At 59.6% G+C, this 21,913-nt stretch carries 18 protein-coding genes and 1 pseudogene; 3 read left to right on the top strand and 16 right to left on the bottom strand.

Going from position 1 to position 21,913, the window contains the following annotated elements; translation table 11 throughout:
• Window positions 1-90 precede the first annotated feature (90 nt).
• The 6 genes from gcsR to arcD (AC07XF_RS19965) form a co-directional block, all read right to left on the bottom strand.
• Window positions 91-1,599 carry a transcriptional regulator GcsR gene (gene gcsR / locus AC07XF_RS19940; protein ID WP_495027819.1) on the bottom strand — a complete coding sequence of 503 codons (1,509 nt, stop codon included), beginning with the start codon at window positions 1,597-1,599 and terminating at the stop codon, window positions 91-93.
• A 210-nt stretch (window positions 1,600-1,809) separates the two neighbouring features.
• A complete protein-coding gene (locus AC07XF_RS19945) occupies window positions 1,810-2,172 on the bottom strand; it encodes a DUF5064 family protein (RefSeq protein WP_007996030.1) in 363 nt (120 codons plus the stop codon).
• A 63-nt stretch (window positions 2,173-2,235) separates the two neighbouring features.
• Window positions 2,236-3,165 carry a carbamate kinase gene (gene arcC / locus AC07XF_RS19950; RefSeq protein WP_477778305.1) on the bottom strand — a complete coding sequence of 310 codons (930 nt, stop codon included), beginning with the start codon at window positions 3,163-3,165 and terminating at the stop codon, window positions 2,236-2,238.
• 190 nt (window positions 3,166-3,355) lie between these two features.
• Window positions 3,356-4,366 (bottom strand): ornithine carbamoyltransferase, encoded by a 1,011-nt coding sequence (locus AC07XF_RS19955; protein WP_020800264.1) that lies wholly within the window; start codon window positions 4,364-4,366, stop codon window positions 3,356-3,358.
• Between the two features lie 69 nt (window positions 4,367-4,435).
• On the bottom strand, window positions 4,436-5,692 hold the full coding sequence (gene arcA, locus AC07XF_RS19960; protein WP_495027820.1) for an arginine deiminase: 1,257 nt from the start codon (window positions 5,690-5,692) through the stop codon (window positions 4,436-4,438).
• Window positions 5,693-5,725: 33 nt separating this feature from the next.
• Window positions 5,726-7,153 (bottom strand): arginine-ornithine antiporter, encoded by a 1,428-nt coding sequence (arcD, locus tag AC07XF_RS19965; RefSeq protein ID WP_495027821.1) that lies wholly within the window; start codon window positions 7,151-7,153, stop codon window positions 5,726-5,728.
• Window positions 7,154-7,591: 438 nt separating this feature from the next.
• Here arcD (AC07XF_RS19965) and arcD (AC07XF_RS19970) point away from each other — a divergent pair, with 438 nt between their 5' ends.
• Both arcD (AC07XF_RS19970) and AC07XF_RS19975 read left to right on the top strand, forming a co-directional pair.
• Complete coding sequence (gene arcD, locus AC07XF_RS19970) at window positions 7,592-9,019, top strand: arginine-ornithine antiporter (RefSeq protein ID WP_495027822.1); 1,428 nt, start codon at window positions 7,592-7,594, stop codon at window positions 9,017-9,019.
• Window positions 9,016-9,879, top strand: a complete 864-nt coding sequence (locus AC07XF_RS19975) for a DNA-3-methyladenine glycosylase family protein (RefSeq protein ID WP_495027823.1) — start codon at window positions 9,016-9,018, stop codon at window positions 9,877-9,879. The genes arcD (AC07XF_RS19970) and AC07XF_RS19975 overlap by 4 nt, the downstream gene beginning before the upstream one ends.
• A gap of 112 nt (window positions 9,880-9,991) precedes the next feature.
• Here the strand turns inward: AC07XF_RS19975 and AC07XF_RS19980 are convergent, their stop codons facing one another.
• The 3 genes and pseudogenes from AC07XF_RS19980 to AC07XF_RS19990 all read right to left on the bottom strand — a co-directional run.
• On the bottom strand, window positions 9,992-11,341 hold the full coding sequence (locus AC07XF_RS19980; RefSeq protein ID WP_495027824.1) for a CoA transferase: 1,350 nt from the start codon (window positions 11,339-11,341) through the stop codon (window positions 9,992-9,994).
• 167 nt (window positions 11,342-11,508) lie between these two features.
• Window positions 11,509-12,264 (bottom strand): methyl-accepting chemotaxis protein, encoded by a 756-nt coding sequence (locus AC07XF_RS19985; protein ID WP_495027854.1) that lies wholly within the window; start codon window positions 12,262-12,264, stop codon window positions 11,509-11,511.
• A gap of 102 nt (window positions 12,265-12,366) precedes the next feature.
• Window positions 12,367-13,647 (bottom strand): annotated as a pseudogene (locus AC07XF_RS19990) (methyl-accepting chemotaxis protein); the annotation flags it as partial.
• 461 nt (window positions 13,648-14,108) lie between these two features.
• Between AC07XF_RS19990 and AC07XF_RS19995 the strand changes: the two are divergent.
• Window positions 14,109-14,894, top strand: a complete 786-nt coding sequence (locus tag AC07XF_RS19995; RefSeq protein WP_495027825.1) for a hypothetical protein — start codon at window positions 14,109-14,111, stop codon at window positions 14,892-14,894.
• 59 nt (window positions 14,895-14,953) lie between these two features.
• On the opposite strand, the gene AC07XF_RS20000 is transcribed toward AC07XF_RS19995, so the two are convergent.
• The 7 genes from AC07XF_RS20000 to AC07XF_RS20030 form a co-directional block, all read right to left on the bottom strand.
• The gene (locus AC07XF_RS20000; protein ID WP_495027826.1) at window positions 14,954-15,688 is read right to left on the bottom strand and encodes a hypothetical protein; all 735 of its coding nucleotides are present in this window, start codon (window positions 15,686-15,688) and stop codon (window positions 14,954-14,956) included.
• Window positions 15,689-15,835: 147 nt separating this feature from the next.
• Window positions 15,836-16,213, bottom strand: a complete 378-nt coding sequence (locus AC07XF_RS20005; RefSeq protein WP_495027827.1) for a YbaN family protein — start codon at window positions 16,211-16,213, stop codon at window positions 15,836-15,838.
• Window positions 16,214-16,374: 161 nt separating this feature from the next.
• A complete protein-coding gene (locus AC07XF_RS20010) occupies window positions 16,375-16,977 on the bottom strand; it encodes a biliverdin-producing heme oxygenase (RefSeq protein WP_495027828.1) in 603 nt (200 codons plus the stop codon).
• A gap of 114 nt (window positions 16,978-17,091) precedes the next feature.
• A complete protein-coding gene (locus tag AC07XF_RS20015) occupies window positions 17,092-19,656 on the bottom strand; it encodes a TonB-dependent receptor (protein ID WP_495027829.1) in 2,565 nt (854 codons plus the stop codon).
• A 122-nt stretch (window positions 19,657-19,778) separates the two neighbouring features.
• Complete coding sequence (locus tag AC07XF_RS20020; RefSeq protein ID WP_495027830.1) at window positions 19,779-20,744, bottom strand: FecR family protein; 966 nt, start codon at window positions 20,742-20,744, stop codon at window positions 19,779-19,781.
• Window positions 20,745-20,842: 98 nt separating this feature from the next.
• On the bottom strand, window positions 20,843-21,370 hold the full coding sequence (locus tag AC07XF_RS20025; RefSeq protein ID WP_495027831.1) for an RNA polymerase sigma factor: 528 nt from the start codon (window positions 21,368-21,370) through the stop codon (window positions 20,843-20,845).
• 77 nt (window positions 21,371-21,447) lie between these two features.
• Complete coding sequence (locus AC07XF_RS20030) at window positions 21,448-21,912, bottom strand: methylglyoxal synthase (protein ID WP_495027832.1); 465 nt, start codon at window positions 21,910-21,912, stop codon at window positions 21,448-21,450.
• Window position 21,913: the final 1 nt, after the last annotated feature.

The following is a 21,913-nucleotide window of genomic DNA, read 5'->3' on the forward strand; positions in this document are numbered from 1 at the left end:
GCTCGCGAAAGCGGTGTATCAGTCGCCAACGATGGTGTCTGACACTCCGCTTTCGCGAGCAAGCCCGCTCCCACATTGACCGAGTGTGGTTCAGGCCTTGCTTGGAATCCCGTACTTGCGCAACCGATGGGCAATCGCGGTGTGGGAGGTTTGCAGGCGGGTCGCGAGTTGCCGGGTCGACGGGTAGCTGGCGTAGAGTTTTTCCAGCAGGGTTTTCTCGAACTCGTCCATGGCCTGTTCCAGGCTGTCGACGTCATGGTCGCTCTGGCGGGCCACCGAGGTGCCGGCGATGTCGAGGTCGCCAATGTCCACCAGGCTGCTTTCGCAAATCGCCGCGGCACGGAAGATCACGTTCTGCAATTGCCGCACGTTGCCCGGCCAGCGGTTTCCCAGCAACGCCGGGTAAGTGCCCGGCGCCAGGCGACAGATCGGGCGCTGGATCTGCGCGCAGGCCTGCTGCATGAAATAGCGGGCCAACAGCAGAATGTCCTGGCCGCGTTCGCGCAGGGGCGGGACTTCGACGTTGAGGACGTTGAGGCGATAGAACAGGTCTTCGCGGAACAGGCCTTCGCTGACCATTTTTTCCAGGTCGCGATGGGTCGCGCTGAGGATCCGCACGTTGACCTTGACCTCACGGTCACCGCCGACCCGGCGAAAACTGCCGTCGTTGAGGAAACGCAGCAGCTTGGCCTGCAGGTACGGCGACATCTCGCCGATTTCATCGAGAAACACCGTGCCCTGGTTGGCCAGTTCCATCAGCCCTGGCTTGCCACCGCGTTGTGCGCCGGTGAAGGCGCCGGGGGCGTAGCCGAACAGTTCGCTTTCGGCGAGGTTCTCCGGTAATGCCGCGCAGTTCAATGCCAGAAACGGTGAGCTGTGCCGGGCGCTGATGGCGTGGCAGGCACGGGCCACCAGTTCCTTGCCGGTGCCGGTTTCACCCTGGATCAACAGCGGTGCATCGAGGGCCGCCACCCGCTGGGCGCGCGCCTTGAGGGTGCGGATCACCGGGGACTCGCCGAGCAGTGCATCGAAACCTTCGGCGTGATCATGATGCAGCGCGGAGAGGCGTTCGCCGATGCGGTTCGGCTGGTAAAGGGTCAGCAGGGCGCCAGCGTCGGTGATCGGTGTGGCGTCGAGCAACAAGGTCTGGCCGTTGACGGTGATTTCCCGCAACGGCAGGCGAAAGCCGTGTTCGAGCAGAGCGTCGAGCAAGGCCGGGTCGGCAAACAGGTCGGCCACGCTTTCACCGGCCGGTTCGCGGCCGTACAGGGCGATCAATGCCGGGTTGGCCAGCAGCACCTTGCCGTCGCTGTCCAGTGCCAGCACCGGGTCGGTCATGGCGGCCAGCAACGCGTCGAGCTGCAAGTGCCGACGCTGGCCGGGCAAGATGTCGACCACCGTCACCGCTTGCACGCCACGCACGCTGAACAGGGCATCGCGCAGTTCCTCGAGGACTTGCGGGCTCAGGGTCGGGGCGTCGATATAAACATTGGGCGGGACCATTTCCACCGCATCCAGGTTCAGATTGCGCCCGCCGAGCAGGGCCAGGACTTCCTGGGTGATACCGACGCGGTCGATGAAGCTGACGTGGATACGCATGGGGCGGTTTTGGGTTCTGCAGTGCGGAGGGTGGCAAGTATGCCTTGGGGCGGGCTAATGGTGAAATTTTGAAACGGATTTGCAAGTGCCCACCGAACCAATGTGGGAGCGGGCTTGCTCGCGAAAGCGTCGTGTCAGACACCATCGTTGGCGACTGATACACCGCTTTCGCGAGCAAGCCCGCTCCCACAGTAGATTGTGGTGAATCAGTTATTCCAGATGCTCGGGTTTGACCGGATCGCCCGACTTCATGTTCAGTTGCACCCGCACGTCTTCGAACATCGAGTCGTAATGCTTGTGGACCGAACCGATGTTGCTGTGGGTTTTCGGGATGCCGTACTTCTCGGCAATCTTGGTGACGTTGCTGGCGAAGTTGTAGGCCATGTCCTTGGGCAGGAAGAACGACTCGCTCATGTCTTTGTTCTGAATGCTGCCGTGCATCTTGAACAGCATCCCTTTGCCTTCCTTGGGATCCTGGCTGACTTCATAGTCGAGGTAGATGTTGTAGCTGACGTCGTCCTTGTTCAGCGCGTGTCGCTCGATGTGCAGGTGACCCGGCTCGAACGTTGCCATTGTTGACTCTCCTTCAAAAGGTCTTGAAACGGGGCAGGTCTCAGACCTGCCCCACAGTTTCGTTTACTGATAGCTGATGCCCGGTGTCGCCGTACTGATGCGCGTACCGGCCTTGCCCTGGACGATCGCTTCGATGTCCGCGAGCGAGCCGATCACCGCCACTTTTCCAGTATGGCGTGCGAATTCGCAGGCTGCCTGCACCTTCGGTCCCATGGAGCCGGCGGCGAAGCCGAGTTTTTCCATTTCGTCGGGGTGGGCCTGGGCGATGGCCTTCTGCGTGGGTTTGCCAAAGTCGATGAAGGCGGCGTTGACGTCGGTGGCGATCACCAGCAGATCGGCTTCAAGCTGTTCGGCCAGCAGCGCCGAGCACAGGTCTTTGTCGATGACCGCTTCGACGCCCTCGAGTTTGCCGGGCGACGTATACATGGTCGGAATGCCGCCGCCACCGGCGCAGATCACAATGCTGCTTTTTTCCAGCAGCCATTTGATCGGACGGATTTCGAAGATGCGTTTCGGTTTCGGGCTGGCGACCACGCGACGGTATTTGTCGCCGTCCGGGGCGATGGCCCAGCCTTTCTCGGCGGCGAGTTTTTCCGCATCGGCCTTGCTGTAGACCGGGCCGATGGGTTTGGTCGGATTTTTGAAGGCCGGGTCATTGGCGTCGACTTCGACCTGGGTGAGCAGGGTCGCGAAGGGCACTTCGAAGTCCAGCAGGTTGCCCAGTTCCTGTTCGATGATGTAGCCGATCATGCCTTCGGTTTCGGCGCCGAGCACGTCCAGCGGGTAAGGGGTGACGGAGGTGTAGGCAGCCGCTTGCAATGACAGCAGGCCGACCTGAGGGCCATTGCCGTGGGCGATGACCAGTTGGTTGCCGGGATGGATCTTGGCGATCTGTTCGGTGGCGATCCGGATGTTGGCGCGCTGGTTGTCAGCGGTCATGGGTTCGCCCCGGCGGAGCAGGGCATTACCGCCCAGAGCAACGACGATACGCATGGTGCAGTCCTTCTAAACAGATAGGTTGCAAGCAACGCGGTCTTTCTGTGGAACCCGGACCAGTGTGGGAGCGGGCTTGCTCGCGAAAGCGGAGTGTCAGCCGACATCTCTGTTGTCTGATACACCGCTTTCGCGAGCAAGCCCGCTCCCACAGAGGGGCGTGTTCCGTCAGTGGGAGCCGAGTCAGCCGTTAAAGATCAGCCAGCGTCGACACCAGAATCGCCTTGATGGTGTGCATGCGGTTTTCCGCTTGCTCGAAGGCGATGCAGGCTGGCGACTCGAACACGTCATCGGTCACTTCGATGCCGTTCTTCAGGTGCGGGTACTGCTCGGCAATCTGCTTGCCGACTTTGGTATCACTGTTGTGGAACGCCGGCAGGCAGTGCATGAACTTGGTGCGCGGGTTGCCGGTGGCTTTCATCAGTTCGGCGTTGACCTGATACGGCAGCAGTTGCTGGATGCGTTCGGCCCAGGCTTCAACCGGTTCGCCCATCGACACCCAGACGTCGGTGTGGATGAAGTCGACGCCCTTGACCGCCGCTTTCGGGTCTTCGGTGAGGGTGATGCGGGCGCCGCTTTCTTCGCCGTACTTTTTGCAGCGGGCGACCAGGTCGTCCGCCGGCCACAGAGCTTTTGGCGCGCAGATGCGCACGTCCATGCCGAGTTTGGCGCCGATCAGCAGCAGCGAGTTGCCCATGTTGTTTCGCGCATCGCCGAGGTAGGCGTAGCTGATCTCGTGGATTGGCTTGTCGGCGTGCTCACGCATGGTCAGCACGTCGGCGATCATTTGTGTCGGGTGATACTCGTCGGTCAGGCCGTTGAACACCGGTACGCCGGCGAACTTGGCCAGCTCCTCGACGATTTCCTGCTTGAAGCCACGGTATTCGATGGCGTCATACATGCGCCCGAGCACGCGGGCGGTGTCCTTCATGCTTTCCTTGTGACCGATCTGCGAGGAGTTCGGGTCGATGTAGGTGACATTGGCGCCCTGGTCATAGGCTGCAACTTCGAACGCACAGCGGGTGCGGGTCGAGGTCTTTTCGAAGATCAGCGCGATGTTGTTGCCCTTGAGATGTTGCTGTTCGGTGCCGGTGTACTTGGCACGTTTGAGGTCGCGGGACAGGTCGAGCAGGTAGCGCAATTCGCGAGGGGTGTGGTGTTCCAGGCTCAGCAGATTGCGGTTATGGATGTTGAACGCCATTTTGGATCTCCTAAGGTGTCGGTTATCCCCTTGGCCCGAACTCGGTAAGCGCGGGCCAAGGCTAATAGGTTAGTAGTCAATCGGGTCGCGGATGATCGGGCAGGTCATGCAATGGCCGCCGCCCCGTCCCCGGCCGAGTTCGCCGGCGCTGATGGTGATGACTTCCACTCCGGCCTTGCGCAGCAGGGTGTTGGTGTAGGTATTGCGGTCGTAGCCGATCACCACGCCGGGCTCCACGGCCACCACGTTGTTGCCGTCGTCCCATTGCTCGCGTTCGGCGGCGAAGCTGTTGCCACCGGTTTCCACCACGCGCAGGGCCTTGAGGTTGAGGGCCTGGGCCACGGTGTCGAGGAAGTTGGTCTCTTCGCGGCGGATGTCGATGCCACCCGCTTTGCTTTCGTCGGGACGCAGGGTGAAGGCGACAATCTGGTTCACCACTTCCGGGAAGATCGTGACGAGGTCGCGATCGCAGAAGCTGAACACGGTGTCCAGGTGCATCGCTGCGCGGGATTTCGGCAGGCCGGCGACGATCACTTTCTCGACGGCTTTGTTTTTGAACAGGTTCACCGCCAATTGGGCAATGGCCTGCCGCGACGAGCGTTCGCCCATGCCGATCAATACCACGCCGTTGCCGATCGGCATCACATCACCGCCCTCAAGGGTGGAGTTGCCATGGTCTTTGTCCGGGTCGCCGTACCAGATCTGGAAGTCGGCGTTGGTGAACTCGGGGTGGAATTTGTAGATGGCGGAGGTCAGCAGGGTCTCCTGACGGCGCGCCGGCCAGTACATCGGGTTGAGGGTGACGCCACCGTAGATCCAGCAGGTGGTATCGCGGGTGAACTGGGTGTTGGGCAGCGGCGGCAGGATGAAGCTGGAGTTGCCGAGGAAGTCGCGGAACATCTCGATGGCCTTGCCGCCGAAACTGGTGGGTAAATCTTCGCCCGAGACACCGCCGATCAGGAACTCGGCGATCTTGCGCGGCTCGAGGCTGCGCAGCCACGAAGCGGTTTCGTTGATCAGGCCCAGGCCCACCGAATTGGCGGTGATCTTGCGCTCCAGAATCCAGTCCAGGGCTTCGGGGATGGCGACGATGTCCGTCAACAGGTTGTGCATTTCCAGTACATCGATGTTGCGTTCACGCATTTTGGTGACGAAGTCGAAGTGGTCGCGTTTGGCCTGGGCCACCCACAGCACATCATCGAACAGCAGTTCATCGCAGTTGTTCGGGGTCAGCCGCTGATGGGCCAGGCCTGGGGAGCAAACCATGACTTTGCGCAGTTTGCCGGCTTCGGAATGGACGCCGTACTTAACTTTTTCCGTGGTCATTACAGTGATCCTCCAGATGACAAAACAATTGCATTACAGGGTCAGGAAGCCGTCATAGAGGCCGTAGGCCGCCACCACGGCGCCCACGACCACCGCGGCGAAAATCAGCTTCTCGACGTTGGTGAAAACCGGTTTGTTTATTTCAAGCTTAGCCTTTGCAAACAGGATCACGCCGGGGGCGTAGAGCAGGGCCGAGAGCAGCAGGTATTTGATGCCGCCGGCGTAGAGCAGCCAGACCGCATAGACCAGGGCCACGGCGCCGATGATGAGATCTTTCTGCCGCTCGCCCGCTGCGCCTTCGTAGCTTTCGCCACGCACCGCCAGCAACAAGGCATAGGCTGCCGACCACAGGTACGGCACCAGAATCATCGAGGTGGCGAGGTAGATCAGTGACAGATAAGTGCTGGCCGAGAACAGCGTGATGATCAGGAAAATCTGCACCATGGCGTTGGTCAGCCACAGGGCGTTGACCGGTACATGGTTGGCGTTTTCCTTGCGCAAAAATTCCGGCATGGTGTGGTCCTTGGCGGCGGCGAACATGATCTCCGCGCACAGCAGCACCCACGACAACAATGCGCCCAGCAACGAGATGATCAAACCGACGCTGATCAGCACGGCGCCCCAGTGACCGACCACGTGTTCCAGTACGGCGGCCATCGACGGGTTCTGCAATTTGGCCAGTTCCGGCTGGGTCATGATCCCCAGCGACAGCACGTTCACCAGGACCAAAAACAACAGCACGGTGACAAAGCCGATCACGGTGGCTTTACCCACATCGCTGCGTTTTTCCGCCCGGGCGGAAAAGATGCTCGCGCCTTCGATGCCGATGAACACCCACACGGTGACCAGCATCATTTTGCGCACCTGGTCCATCACGCTGCCCAGGTCCGGGTTCTTGAGGCCCCAGATGTCGGCGGTGAAAATCTCCAGTTTGAAGGCGAACAACGCGATCAACATGAACAACAGCAGCGGCACAATCTTGGCGACGGTGGTCACCAGGTTGATGAACGCTGCTTCCTTTATTCCTCGCAGTACGAGGAAATGTACGGCCCAGAGCAGCACCGAGGCACCGATCACGGCAGCGGGGGTATTCCCCTCGCCAAATAGCGGAAAGAAGTAGCCGAGGGTGCTGAACAAAAGTACGAAGTACCCCACGTTGCCCAGCCAGGCACTGATCCAGTACCCCCAGGCGGACGAGAAGCCCATGTAGTCGCCGAAACCGGCCTTGGCGTAGGCATAGACCCCGCCATCAAGATCGGGTTTGCGGTTGGCCAGGGTCTGGAACACGAACGCCAGGGTCAGCATGCCGACGGCGGTGATCGCCCAACCGATCAGAATGGCGCCGACATCCGCACTGGCCGCCATGTTTTGCGGCAAGGAAAAGATCCCGCCACCAATCATCGAACCGACGACTAATGCAACCAGTGCGCCGAGTTTGAGTTTTCCGGGAGCTTCAGACATTGCATGACTCCAATGCAGGAGAAGAGAGGCAACAGACTAAGTCCGTTGACTGTTCAATCAGCTGACTTAGATCAGTAAATGAGAGTGTTCCCAGTTTGTTGGCGGAGTGCCATCATTTACGGTGTTTCTGCCTGTAATGCCTGTTTTAGAGCCTTTTTCTGTGTTGTTACGGTATTTTCAGTGTTTGTTTCGAATTATGACGCTAGTTGGCTTTTCAGAATCTGCAAATTTTCTTCATGGTTTTTTTGTACAAAATTGACGTATTAAATAACCGTATAAAACAAATGATTATATCGGCGTCAAAATAGCCGTTTTGTGCAAGTTAATAGATGGTTGTTGGCGTTATTCAATAAACGTTATTACTCTTCATCAATTTAATTAACGCCGATATGTGATGATTTCGCGGCAGTTGCCGCCCCCAAAAATGGAGATGCAACGATGCCGCAATCACCGAACAAGCTTCGCCTGAGCGCATTGATCGCGTTGGTGGTGGGTTCGATGATCGGCGGCGGGATTTTTTCCCTGCCGCAAAACATGGCGGCCAGGGCCGATGCCGGGGCGATCCTGATCGGTTGGGCAATCACTGCCGTCGGCATGCTGACCCTCGCGTTCGTGTTCCAGACCCTGGCCAATCGCAAGCCGGAGCTGGACTCCGGGGTGTACGCCTACGCCAAGGCCGGGTTCGGCGACTACATGGGCTTTTCGTCGGCCTGGGGGTACTGGATCAGTGCCTGGCTGGGCAACGTCGGTTACTTCGTGCTGCTGTTCAGCACCCTCGGTTATTTCTTTCCGGTCTTTGGCGAAGGCAACACGCCGATCGCTATCGTCTGCGCTTCAGTGCTGCTCTGGACGGTGCATTTTGTGGTGATGCGCGGGATCAAGGAGGCGGCGTTCATCAATCAAGTGACCACCGTGGCCAAAATTGTGCCGCTGATCATGTTCATCGTGATTGCCGCCGTGGCGTTCAAGGCGGACATCTTTACCCTCGATATCTGGGGGCGCAACAACCCGGAATTCGGCAGCGTGATGGATCAGGTCCGGCACATGATGCTGGTCACCGTGTTCGTGTTTATCGGGATCGAGGGGGCCAGTGTCTATTCGGCCCGGGCGGAGAAACGTTCCGACGTGGGCCGGGCGACGGTTATCGGGTTTCTTGGGGTATTGGCGCTGCTGGTGCTGGTGAACGTGCTGTCGCTGGGGATCATGACCCAGCCGGAATTGGCCAAACTGCAGAACCCCTCGTTGGCGGCGGTGCTGGAACATGTCGTCGGCCCCTGGGGCGCGTTGCTGATCAGCGTCGGCCTGGCGATCTCGCTGTTGGGGGCCCTGTTGTCCTGGGCGCTGCTGTGCGCCGAAATTCTGTTTGCCACGGCGAAAGACAAGACCATGCCGGCATTCCTGACCAAGGAAAACGCCAACCGTGTACCGGTCAATGCGATGTGGCTGACCAACGCGATGATCCAGATGTTCCTGTTGATCACGCTGTTTTCCGCCGGTACCTACACCAGTCTGATTTATCTGGCGTCCTCGATGATTCTGGTGCCGTACCTGTGGTCGGCGGCCTATGCGGTGTTGTTGTGCGCGCGGGGTGACACCTATCAACAGGCACCCGTCGAGCGCACCAAGGATTTGCTGATCGGTGGCATCGCTCTGGGTTACGCGGTGTGGTTGCTGTATGCCGGCGGCCTGAAGTATTTGCTGCTGTCGGCGTTGCTGTATGCGCCGGGTGTGATCCTGTTTGCCAAGGCGCGTCATGAGCAGGGCAAGCCATTGTTTACGGTTGTCGAGAAAGGCATTTTCACCTGTGTCATCGGTGGTGCGGGGCTGGCGGCTTATGGGTTGTACAGCGGGGTGCTCAGTCTGTGAGGTTGTTGCTGGCGTACCAGCCGCCCTATGACTGGCCGGCGCTGCTGGGGTTCTTGTCGGCGCGGGCGATTGTTGGCCTGGAAACGGTGGTCGGGGGTGTTTATTCGCGCAGCATCGACTTGCATGGCGTTCACGGTACGTTTTCGATCCAGCCTGCTGCATCCGATGCCCTTGAGCTGACCCTGGATTTTCCTGAGCCGGATGCCGTACCTGAAATTGTCACGAGGTTGCGGCGGATGTTCGACCTGGATGCCGACCTGTCCACGATTCACCGGCACCTGGCGGTTGATCCGCTGATGGCACAGTTGATTGCCGAGCGCCCCGGGTTGCGTGTGCCGGGGGCGTGGGATGGGTTGGAGCTGGCGATCCGTGCGGTGCTGGGGCAGCAGATTACGGTGGTGGCGGCGATTCGGTTGGCGGGGAAACTGCTGGCGCAATACGGTGTGCCATTGAGTTCTCCGCAGCCGGGATTGAGCCATGTGTTTCCCACGGCTGGCGTGCTGGCGGGGGCGGATCTGGCGACGCTGGGCATGCCGAAAAGCCGAGGCCGGACGTTGTCGGGAGTGGCTCAGGCGTTACTCGATGATCCGCGATTGTTTGAGTCCGGGCGGGAGGGGGGCGTAGCGCGGTTGCTGGCCTTGCACGGGATTGGCGACTGGACGGCGCAGTACATTGCGTTGCGACAGTTGCGGGAGTTGGATGGGTTTCCCAATGGCGACGTGGGGCTGATCAATGCGTTGGCAGCGCTGGAGGGTGGGCCGGTAACGGCGAAGCAGCTGTTGTTGCGGGCTGAGGGTTGGCGGCCTTATCGAGGGTATGCGGCGCAGCTTCTATGGACTTCGTTGAGTCGGGTGGACTGAGCTGATCCGGAATTTGTACCGATAACCCTGACGCCTTCGCGAGCAAGCCCGCTCCCACAGGTGATCGCGATCAAATGTAGGAGCGGGCTTGCCCGCGAAAGCTATCTCACCGTCACCACCACTGCGCGGGATGTGAACCCAGTTCCGTTGCCGGAAGCGCCCATTGCAACGGCGTCGTCGTGATTTTCAAAGGCGCGTGCAACCGGTGCGCCGGTCCCCACGGTGTGTGCTCCACGTTTATCCCTTGATCTTGTACATCTTCCGCGCGTAAAGCCTCACCCGTCCCCGGCTCGTGCTCGATCAACAACTTCGCCGTACGCGCCAACGACAATCGCGCCGAGCCACCTGTACCGTCGCTCAACTGTTGCGCCAACAACCTGATCGCACTGGCCGCCATCAAGTAGCCGGTGGCGTGATCGAGCGCTTGCACGGGGAGCGGTGTCGGCTTGTCGGCACTTTTCCAGTGCATCCCGGCTTCGGCGATGCCGCTGCTCATCTGTACCAGGCTGTCGAAGCCCCGGCGGTTTTGCCACGGGCCGCTCCAGCCATAGGCGTTGAGACAAACATCAATCAGGCCCGGGTTCAGTTGCCGGCGCTCATGCATGCCCAAACCAAGTCGCTGTAGTGCATCGGCACGATAGCCGTGGAGCAGAATGTCGGCGTCTTTGAGCAGGTTTTCGAATACGCCGCGGTCGGACTTGTCGTTCAGATCAAGACGCGCGCAGCGTTTTCCCAAAGTGACTTCCGGTACCACCCCCGGCTCGTTCCAGGTCGGCGGATCGATGCGCAAGACATCGGCACCGAGGCCGGCCAGAAAACGGCTGGCAATAGGGCCGGCAAGCACCCGCGTCAAATCCAGCACCTTGATGCCAGCCAGTGGTCGAGCAACCGAACCTGTCCACGGTTTGCTGCGCTGGCTTGGGTGGTTGGCGAATTGAATCAAGGGTTCGGCATTTACCGCCTGGCCTTGAGGATGGGTTCGCCATTGTTCCCAGGTGCGCATTTCGGCGGCACAACCACCGGCATCGACCACCGCCTGCTCAAGTTCGCTTTTCGTCCATTGCGCCACTTTGCCGGCCATCGTTGCGCGGTCGGCACAGGCACCGAGCACGCTTTCGGCAGCGGCACGGTGATGGGACGCATTGGTGTGCAGGCGAATCCAGCCATCACAGGTGGCGTAGTCACCGGCGACCGCATCCCACAGCGGCGGAACGCTCCAGCCTGTCGGGCGAATCGAGGTCGCGAACCAGAAGGACGCCAGGCGTCGGTCAACTTCAAGGTCGGGCAGGCGCCCGGTTTGTTGGTGCAGCAATTCGCTGACGGCCTGGCCGGCGGCGGCAATGCTGGCGCAGGCCAGATCGGTGACAGCAAACGCCGAGGGCAGGGCTCCGCTGGAAGTGAAAGGAATCGGGGTGTGAGGCAAGCCGAGTGCGGCTTGAATGGACGTGAGCAGATCAGTCATTGAAGGCTCTCCGGAGCGAGAGGCCGAGCATAGACCAAAAAAAACGCAGTCCAGATGAATTCCTTTGTAGGAGCTGGCTTGCCAGCGATGGCGGACTGGCATTCAACACCATGTCGACTGAAAGATCGCTATCGCTGGCAAGCCAGCTCCTACAGGGGGCGGCGAGGTTATACGCGGAACTGATCCATCAACTTCATCTGGTGAGTGGTCAGGGAGTTGAGCTGGCTGCTGATTTGCGCCGATTCAGTGGCCTGGCCGGTCAGGGTTTCGGTGACGGTGCGGATCGCCGAGACATTACGGTTGACCTCTTCGGCCACGGCGCTTTGCTGCTCGGCGGCGCTGGCGATTTGCAGGTTCATGTCGCTGATCACGGTGACCGCGTCGCTGATTTTGCTCAAGGCCTGGACTGCCTGCTGGATCTGCCCGGCGTTGCTATGGGCCTGGGTCTGGCTTGAATGCATGGTGGCGACCACGCCGCGGGTGCCGGACTGGATGCGTTCGATCACCAGGCGAATTTCCTCCACCGAATCCTGGGTGCGTTTGGCCAGGTTACGGACTTCGTCGGCCACCACCGCAAAGCCGCGACCGCTTTCACCGGCACGGGCAGCCTCGATGGCCGCATTGAGCGCCAGCAGGTTGGTTTGCTCGGCAATACTGCGGATCACTTCGAGCACCGAACCGATCTGTTCGCTGTTGACCGCCAAGGCTTCGACTTCGGTCACGGCTTTGCTGACCTCTTCGGCCAGTTGATTGATGTCGCGGGTGCTGCGCTCGATGATCGACATGCCGTCGCGGGCCGACTGGTCGGCACCCTTGGCGGCGTTGGCCGCGTTCGAGGCGCTATTGGCGACATCGTGGGCGGTGGCGCTCATTTCGTTGGACGCCGTGGCGACCTGGTCGATTTCGCGGAACTGCACCTGCATGCCTTCACTGGTCTGGCGGGCAATCTCGGACGACTGATCGGCCGTACCGCGGGCGTCGGTAATGCTTTGCTTGATCTGCGCGATGGTCGGTTGCAGCTTGTCGAGGAAGCGGTTGAACCAGCCCACCAGTTCGCCCAATTCGTCTTTCTTGCTGTAGTGCAGGCGCTGGGTCAGGTCGCCGTCGCCACTGGCAATCGCCTTGAGCATTTCGGCCACGCTGTTGATCGGCCGGGTCACGCCCGACGCGGTGAGCCACATCAGCAGCAGACCGAGCAGGCCGGCAATCACCGCCACCGCAAGGGCCTTGATCGTGCCGCTTTGCTGGGCATCGTCGAGTACCGCTTGCAGCTTCGCCGAGTCGGCCAGCAGCACTTGTTTGGGCAGGTCGATCACCACGGCCCAGGCCTTGGCATCGGTAATCGGGCTGACCGGGTACACCGCACGGATCAAGTCGCCTTGCTGGAGAATCTTCGGGGCGCCGCTACCGAGCAATTGCAGGATGTCCTTGCCTTCCGCACCCAGGGTGTCGCCGATGCTCTTGCCGACTTTCGCCGCATCGACGCTGAAGGCGGCCATTACGCCAGTGCCGGAGACGATCAGCATGTGTCCGGCACTGTTGAACAGTTCGCGCTGGGAGTCGACCGCCGCCGCTTGCAGGGCATTGAGGGCGATGTCGATACCGACCACACCGATGGACTTGCCATTTTCCAGCAGCGGTACGGAAATGGTGGTCATCAACACTTCCTTGGTGCCGACAGTATCGGCGTACGGGTCGAGCAGGCAGGTGCGCTTGCTGTCCCGCGGGCAGGTGTACCAGACGTTGTACGGCGTGCCGCTGAGGTTCAGGGTGGTTTTGGTCATGTCCTCTTCGACCATGATCGTGTTCAGCGACTCACCCCCGGCGCGGCTCCAGTAGGTGGCGTAACGACCGATCTCGTTGGACTGGCGCGCGGCGTCATTGACGAACTCGCTGTCCTTGCCGTCCAGGCCGTTGGGCTCGAACGCCAGCCAGATGCCCAGCACCTTGCCGTTGCGCTCGAAGGCGGTTTTCAGGCTCTGGTTCAACTCTTCACGCAGGGCACCGGGCTCAAGCGAGCGCTTGGCGGCCATGGCGCGCATGTCCTTGATTTGATCCGCCAGGGCGGTCACCACCGTCAGGGTTTCACCGAAGGTCTTCTGCACCCGCACCGCTTGCTCGGCGGCTTTGGCCTGAAGCAGGTCCTGCACACTGGCGGTGAGCATTCTGCTGCTGGAGTCGCTGACCAGATCATCGTTCTGATTGGTCTGGTAGATGTTCATGCCCACTATCAATGCGACTACACCCAGCAGGCACAGACCGGACAGCAGGACGATTTTCAGGCGGATGGACAGTGAGTCGAACATAGGGCGAACTCGCGAATGGATGAAGTGTTGGCTGCGAGCCGTTGCGGCTCACTCGCTAAATCCATTTAGCGCCATTCAATGCACATCGGCGTGAAGGCCAAGTTACATGAATGGGGTGTCGACGAACGGTAGTGGTTGAACGTTTGCGCAGAAAAATGTGCCGAAAATGGGGGTAAAAAGAGGAGAAAGCGCGGGGTGAATTCAGGAGAGGGGCGGCAAGGATGCCGGGCTCGAGCCGACTGAATGAAATTCATGAAATACATATGTACCGCTTCTCATAAACGGCAGGACGTTTCAATGCAGATGCCACCTCGGTGGAACGCTTCCGGAAGTTTTCGCTTCTGGCATCTGACAGAAAATAATGAGAAGACCCTATGTGGATTACTTGCTTTAAAAGGACCGGGTTGCGCTCGGTGTTGTTGTTTTGGGGGATGTTTTTGGCAGCAGGAGTGGCACCTGCGATGTCTTTTCTGAACTCGGCAGCTATTTCTGGTATCTCCTCTCAAATACCCTCGGCGGCCACGGTACTGCCGGACAAACTGAACACCCTCAAGGAAAGTCTGGCTGACGAAACGGATGTGAAGCAATACAGCTTCATGGCGGTACGGGGGCAGGATGTGTGGATCCATGCGAGTGGGACGAAAGGCGGGCCATTGACGCTGGAATACAATCGCGATGGAAACTGGGCCGTAATCCCTTGGGGTACATCCTTAACGGTTTCTGGCTTGCAGCCGAATCAGGAAGTTCAGGTTCGCATCTCGAAGAAACAGTCCGCCCCGCTCGTGGCGGGTGATATCTACAAGCTTGAGTTTGGTTCAGCGCCTTACTACGCCGACAGTCGCGTCCGGGGTGATGCGGGTGAACTGCCGCTCTACTGGGCGACCACACAGGCCTACAGAGTCTTGAACTGGTCGGTCCGGTTGAGGGATTCGACAGGACTCCCGCTCGAAGGCGCTACCGCTACTTTGATATTGAACAAAGGGGCGGGTGAGCAAAAGTTCGACCTTATAACGGACAGCACTGGTAACTCCACGCAAGCCCTCGAGTTGGGCAGGTGTTATGGCCAGTTGAAGTCTGATCCTTTCTGGACCAGCAGTGGCAAGTATCGCTATAAGTGGGAAGTTGAATACAATCTGGGGCATTGGTCGATTCAGGTTCAAGACAAAGAGGATTCGGGGGTGGGAGGTTACAACGTGCCGAATGTTTCATTTGCTCAAATCTGCTATCAAAACATGTTGCGCAACTAGATCTGTCATGTTCCCGGCAAGCGGTCTACACACCCGCTTTGCCGGGCTTTATCAATCGATCAGGCCTCGATGTGCAACCCCGGCTTTTTCTCGATCGGATCCTTTTCGGCATTTTTATGCAATTGATCCAGCCAGGAGTCTGAACTTCTCAGGTCCAGCGCGCCTTTGTTCAGCAATAATCCATAGTCAATCATCTTGTGGAAGTTGCTCAGGTCCAGTTTCACCTTGCCCTCAAACTGTGGCTTATCCAGCTGAATCAACTCGATTACGGTCTTGGCGTGCTTGAGGGTCAGGGGTTGCAAGCCTTTGGCCTCGTTCAACAGGGTATTCAATATTTCCTCATCCCTGGCAGTCAGGGTGTCGGGGGGCGAAGTGACTTTCAACTGACCGTCTTCGGCCACGGTGAAGCCCATTACGTTAGGGGCCAGGCCAGACCATTTGCTTTGCAGGTCTTTTTTGAAGTCGGAGTAAACCCCTTCCATTTTTTTGAGCATCAAATTTGCCTGGAATTCATGATGCCTAATCATTGAATATCTAAAGCTTTTTATCAGAGGGGGTAGGTCAGTGAGCTCGTTAAGTGGTTCGAGCGCATTCAAAAACTCATCCACCTCATTCAGTTTTTCGCTGCTGAGATTTCTAGCTTCACTTTTAGGAGCGCGGAGTTTCTCGATGGTCAACCTTAACCTGTCACCCATTCCCGGAATGTCGACTTTCTCAGGCAGGGCTTTTTCCGTGTTCGCCTTCACTGTTTGCGGATACGGAACTTGAAAAGATGCAGCGGCACTTATATTCATGTCAGCTTCTCGTTGTGGGGGTTCATGGTGCTTAACGGCCAAACCCGGTCATGGATGACCTGATAAACACGTAGGAGAAATCCGAACAGGAAGTAGGTACTTTCAAGTGTGCCGTTGCCGGCTGTTACAGGGAGGTTTGAAGGGGGGTCAGGTGGATTCCGGCCGTGACCAAATCCACAGATTGCCCAGCCCCATCCCGGCAATCGCCAGGTAGATCGGCCAGCCGTGCTCGAGCATCACCAACATAAGACTGGCGCATAACAGCATGCTGACGGTGGCGCTGATTTTGGCCCGGCGCACGATGACCTTGCCGTTGCGCCAGTTATGGAGGATGGGGCCGAACAGCCGGTGGTTTTCCAGCCAGGCACTCAGGCGCGGCGAACTTCGGGTCGCGGCCCAGGCGGCCAGCAGGATGAATTCGGTGGTTGGCAGGCCGGGAATGACGATGGCGATCAGGCCGATGCCCAGGCTGACATAGGCCAACAGGCCGAAGAGGAGGCGGGAGAGTCTGGAGGAGGTGGGCATGGGCTCAAGGCAGCACGTGAGGCGAATCGAAATTTTACAGACTTGCTTCGTCCAATGTGGGAGCGGGCTTGCTCGCGAAAGCGGTGTGTCAGTCAACATTGATGTTGAGGCTGATGACCCCTTCGCGAGCAAGCCCGCTCCCACAAGGGAAACGCGTTGGGTCAGGCGGCTTCGGTGGCGTAAGCCCGTTCCAGCAACACGGTAAAGCGGTTGAACGCGTCGATGGCGCCTTTTTCCACTTCGGTTTCTTCCTCGGCGCTGAACGCCAGGCCGTCCAGGGTTTTGACGAAGCTTTTCCAGCCTTCAGCGCGGCCACCGGCGGGTTCGCCAAGGTGACGGGCGCCAAAGGTTTCGCTCAGGCCAAGGCCTACGGCACGCTTGATCAGGAACGCAGCACCGAGCTTCGAACCTTCCGACACAAAGATCCAGCCCAGGGCTTCGGCCTTGGTTGGGTGCTTGAGTGCACCGACGACGGGCGCCGGCACGTCGGTGTCGAGGTCCGCGAGGTCGGCCTTGGCTGCATCGGCACGGCAGCGGGCTGGCAGGTCCGGGACGATGGCGGTTAGTTCGGCATCGTTGTACAGCGAGACCAGTTCCGACTGGAACAGGTACTGCGCGACCACGAAGCGGGCGAAATTGGCGGGGGTTTCAAACGGAGCATGGGCCTTGACCAGGGCATCGAGCTTGCTGTGCGGCTCGTGGGTGATCTGGTTCAAACGTTGCGAACGCAGGGTAGGGCGTTGTTCGGTGTCCAGGGTAGTCATGGCAATTCCTTGGGGGAAGAAGAGGCGCTTAGTAACGAGACGAACAAGAAGGCGCCTGACAGTAAAAAGTTTTCACCGGGCGGCTTGATGAAACCGCCCGGTGGCAGGACCGGATCAGATGTCCCAGATCACGTTGACCGCAAAGTTGCGACCCGGTTGGGTCAGGCGATCGAGGTTGGCCGGCTGGGTCACCGATGCTTCGCCGACGCTGTCGTAGCCGCGCACGTCATCCCACAGCCAGTATTTCTTGTCGGTCAGGTTGAAGATGCCGCCGCTGACGGTCACGTCGTCGGTCACCTTGTAGAAGGCGCTCAGGTCCAGAATGCCGAAACCCGGGGTCTTGAATTGGGTGCTGGTGCCGTCCGGGGTTTTGAAGCTGGTGCTGTCGACGCGATCTTTCTTCTTCACCAGCGTCCAGCTGAGTAAACCGCCGTAGTTGTCCTGGTCGTAACCGAGGCCGAACACGCCAGTCAGCGGGTTGACGCTGTTGAGCGGCTCACCGCTGTCGTCGTTGCGGCCGTAGGCGTAAGCCACCGAGCCCTGGGTGTAGAGGCCTTGCGGGGCACCGAAGGCGTCGAGGTTCAGGCGTCCTTTGAACTCGGTACCTTTGATGGTGGCGTGCTTGATGTTGTTGCTCTGGAAGGTAGTCTCGGTGTAGCCGGGCGTAATGGCATTCTCGTCGATGAAGTCGCGGTATTTGTTATAGAACACTGCCACGTCAAACGAACCCTGCTCGAAGTTACCGCGTAAACCGGTCTCGTAGCTTTTGCTTTTTTCCGGTTCCAGGTTCGGATTAGGCGCGACCCGATAGCCGCCGGCGAGGTTTTCGAAACGACCATACAACGCCTTGGCGGTCGGTGTGCGGAAGCCTTCGGCGTATTGGCCGTACCAGGTGTAGTTATCGTTGAAGCTGTAGGTGGTGCCGAACTTCGGCGACAGACGATGCCAGGTCTTGGTGTCGTCGCTCACCGCGCCGTTGCGGCTCTGGTCGGCGGTGGCCAGGAACTCTTCGGTGATGTGCGGCTTGAGCTCGGTGTAGTCGTAGCGTGCACCGGGCAGGAAGGTCCAGTTGCCCCAGCTGATCTGATCCTGGGCGAACAGGCTGTAGCTATTGATGGTCGGGTCCGGGAAGTCACTGGCGGGCGTCAGCGTGTCGAGGGCGCTAGGGGCACCAATGACCCGGCAGGCACCGGCCACAGTCAGGCAGGTGCCGGTACCGGTACGCAGGCCGGTGACTTTGTCCTGCTTGATGGTGGTGCCATAGGTGACGAGGTGTTCGGTGTCGGCGATGGCAAACGACTTGTCAGCCTGGGCATCGAATATCCATTGGCGATCCTTGAAGTTGGTATCGCGGTTACGCAGCACGGTTCGCGACGGCGCGTAGATTTCTTCGGTGCTCTGGTCGGTCTTGGCGATCTGGTAGTTCAGCGTCCACTTGATGTTGTCAGCCAGTGCGCTGTCCAGGCCGAAGCTGTGTTCCAGGCCAAAGCGTTCGCGGGTGATCGTGTCGTTGCCGGTGCGGGACTTATAGAAGCCGAAACCGCGTCCGGCATTGAACGGGCCGCCCACCGCGCTCAATTGATTGGTGTCGCGGTCGTCCTTGTAATGCTCGTAGGTCAGGCCCAGGCGTGCATCGTCGGCGTAATTCCAGCCCAGTTTGGCCAGCACGCTGGTGGTGCGCACGTCCTGGGGGTTGGCTTCAGTGCGGTTCAGGCCAGTGCCGCCGGTTTCGCCAAAGGACTCTGTTTCATGACCGTTGCGTTGACTGAGATGCAGCAGGCCATCGAACTCGCCGGTGCGGCCGGCGACGGTGCCGGAAGTCAGCCAGCTGTCGTCGGCGGAGCTGTAGCCGGTTTTCAGGCGTGCGCCGACATCCTTGCCCGGTTTGATGATGTCGTCCGGGTCCAGCGTGTAGTAGCTGACGGCGCCGCCAATGGCATTGCTGCCGTACAAGACAGAGGCCGGGCCGCGGAGGATTTCCACACGCTTGACGATTTCCGGGTCAACATAGTTGCGGTTGGTCTGGGCATACGGGCCGTTGAAGAAACCGTCGGGCACCTGCACGCCATCGACCTGGGTCAGCACGCGGTCACCATCGATGCCGCGAATGTTGTAACCCGTGATGCCGGCGCGTTGGCCCGAACCGCCCACCGAAACACCGGGTTCATAGCGCACCAGTTCCTTGATGGTATTGACGTTGTTGCGGTCCAGATCCTCGCGTGTGTAGACAGAGACTGTGCTCGGCACACTGTTCACACTCTGCTCATTACGGGTGGCGCTGATGGTCACCTGATCCAGACTGAGGGCACCGCTGTTGGCGCGCTTTTCCAGAACGATGCTGTTGTTGCCCAATTTGCGATAGCTCAGGTTGGTCCCCACCAACAGGCGATCCAGGGCTTTTTCCGGTGACAGGGAGCCGCGTACTCCCGGCGAAGCCACACCTTGCGCCAGCTGCGACGACACACCGACCTGCCAGCCTGTCACGGCGGTAAAGGCATTGAGTGCCGACACCAGTGACTGTTGGGGAATGGCGAACGAGTAGTCGCCCATTTTGCGAGTCGGCGGCTCGGCGGCGGTGGCGGCCATGAGCGGTGCGGCACCGGCCGTCAGGATGGCGGCGGTCAGCAGTGACAGCACGCGGGAAGGTGAAGAGGCTTGGCGGGTGAGGCGAGAGGACATCGATAGCGCTCCGTGTCGCACGAATCTTTATAGGTGCTGATCGGCATGGTTAGATGCGAATCAATTGCATTGGCTATAACGAGACGTACGGGGTTTGGCTATCGAGTAAAAATAATTCTCATTCAGTTCAGGATGACCAGCGCCGGGAATTCCTGGAGCCGTGCCGAGGTGATGTGGGCCAGGGAACGAACCACGTCCAGCGGCTGATCAAGGCGATAGTTGCCCGTCACGGCGACATCGGCCAACTGTTCGTTGTTGTTGATGATCCAACCCGGGTAGTAGCGGCGAAGTTCTGCCAGCACCTGGTTCAACGGGCAGTTTTCAAACACCAGTCGCCCCTGGACCCACGCCAGGTCGGTGGCGGCATCCAGCTTGGCCGGGCGGTCGAAACCGTTGGGGCCGATGCGGATACTCTCCCCGGCGGACAAGCGTACCCGCGCATCATCACGAGTGGCACGCAAGTCGACATCCCCGCGCTGCACCCGCACCTGCGCCACGCCGTCGAGGTAACGCACGGCAAACGCGGTATCGCGAACGCTGGCCGTGACCGGGCCGGCGTCGATTTCCAGTGGCTGGTTGCGGTTGGCCTGCACTTCGAAAAACGCTTCGCCCTGATACAGGCGGGCAACCCGTTGTTGATCGTTGATGGTGCTGGAAAACGCCGAATTGGTATTGAGCAGAACCCTGGAGCCGTCCTCCAGTTGCAGGCGCTGGCGCTCGCCGACCACGGTCAGGTGATCAGCCTGCAGGCGCATTGGCAAATTGCTGAAACTGAACATCCCGAGCAGCAGCACGGCGGCGGTGGCCAGTGGTTTCCAGTGTGGACGCAGGCGGGCGAGGACTGTGACTTTCGCGGGACGCGCGGCCAGGCTTTGCGCGCATTGCGCCACTTGCGGGCCGTCCCAGATCGCCTGGGCCTTGGCGAACGCCTGGGCATTCAACGGATCGGCGTCGAGCCATGCACGGAACTGGCGGGTCTGCTCCTCGTCGGGACTGCCGAGCACGATCAACCAGTCCAGGGCCTGGTCCATCGCGCTTGCGGGATCCTGCGCCAGTGAAGGCTCGGGGGAGCGGTGGTTGTCCGTCACGGTGTTTCCTCGGCGGGGCTTTTTGAGCAGCAGTTTTAAGCCGCAAGCCGCAAGCTGCAAGCTAAAGTTGGTTTCGGGTTTGACTTGTAGCTTGCCGCTTATAGGTTTCCGCTGCCGTCATTCCTTTCGGCGACACACATGCAGATCGACATGATCAGTTTGAGTTCTTTCTGCACGGTGCTGAGGGATACGTTCAGCTCGTCGGCGATTTCCTGATAACTGTGCCCGTGCAGGCGGCTGAGGATGAAAATCCGCTGCTGGCGGGCGCTGAGTTCACTGAGGCTCACGTTCAGGCGCTCCAGCAATTGTTCGGCATGGGCAGCGTCTTCGGCGCTGCTGGTGGGGGCGGCGACGCTGTGCATCACCTCCTGCGGCACGTCATCGACCATGGTGCGCGAATGAATGCGCCGTGCGCGCAAATGGTCCAGCGCCAGGTTGCGCGCCGTCTGGAAGACAAAGGGCTCAAGATGATCGATGGCCCGTTCGCTCAACGCGCGGGTCACCCGCAGATAGGTTTCCTGCAAGAGGTCTTCAGCGGTGCTGTGATTGTTGACCATCCGTTCCAGCGTGCGCAGCAGGGAGGTGCGCTGGGTGAGGAAAACGTGGTTGAAGCGCGACTGACTCACGGGAGGACCTGATCCATTTCGAGCAAATGATAATGCTTATCATCTACTCGAATGGTCAAGTACTGATTTGTGAAGCTTTACGCGCGACCCTGCAAATAGCTCGCGTAATCGGGAATCCGATGGAGGTGTGCCTGATCCATCAGCGGACTGCTGAGCAGATAGTCGGCGCTGCATTCGTTACACGCCACCGGGATGTTCCACACCGCTGCGACCCGCAGCAATGCCTTGATATCCGGGTCGTGGGGCTGGGGTTCGAACGGGTCCCAGAAAAACACCAGCATGTCGACCTGCTGTTCGGCGATTTGCGCGCCGAGCTGTTGGTCGCCGCCCAGTGGCCCGCTGATCATGCTTTGCACCGGCAGGTCGAGGCGTTGTTGCAACAACAAGCCCGTGGTGCCGGTGGCGACCAGATCATGCTGGGCCAGTTTGTGTTTTTGCCGCTCGGCCCAGTCCAGCAAGAACACCTTGCAGTGGTCATGGGCAACCAGGGCGATACGCTTGCGCGCTGCCATGGTCTTTTGCGTAAAGCTGATGCCGATCATG

It is taken from the genome of Pseudomonas sp. GW821-FHT01C01, assembly GCF_059422645.1.